At 46.5% G+C, this 559-nt stretch carries 1 protein-coding gene; it reads right to left on the minus strand.

From position 1 onward, the window contains the following. Positions 1–559 (minus strand): TolC family protein (locus EXE10_RS21195; RefSeq protein WP_165383067.1); only part of this gene is annotated, 559 nt, incomplete at both ends.

The raw sequence follows: 559 nt of genomic DNA on the forward strand, positions 1-559 counted from the left end.
ATTTCCCTGATAATCACGTGACAATAACTGCTGTGCTTGATAGTAAGCTGTTTTAGCCTGCATATATTGCTCTTCGATTTGCCGCGATTCATTGCTAAGTAGCATCAGTTCCAGTCGTGGGGCATCTCCAGCACGAATACGCTGCTGGGTCATTTGCATATAGTGCTGTATTCTTGCTTGCTGTTCCTCTAAACGCGTCAATTGCAAAGCACTGCGCATATATGCAAACCACTGATTTAGCAAATTTTTGGCAACTTCATGTTTGGCATCTTCATATTTTAATTCCGCAATACTCATCCCTCGTTGCGCCAAATCCTGATCCAGCTCGTATTTGCCAGGCAAACGAATCTGCTTTTCAATACCAAAGCTCGGCTCATAACTATTGGACTTTGTTTGACCATCCTGGGCGTTGCTGTTACGAAGCTGCATGCCTGCACGCACGGTCCAGGGATGGCCCAGTTTTAGCCCCTGTCCTGCAAAATTGGCATAGTCCTGGTCCGAAACTGCCGATCGAACAGTTGGATGCTGTAACAAGCTCTGTTTGACCGCATCGAGTTGC

Source organism: Acinetobacter sp. WCHAc060033 (assembly GCF_004209125.1).
Taxonomy (GTDB): Bacteria; Pseudomonadota; Gammaproteobacteria; order Pseudomonadales; family Moraxellaceae; genus Acinetobacter; species Acinetobacter wuhouensis.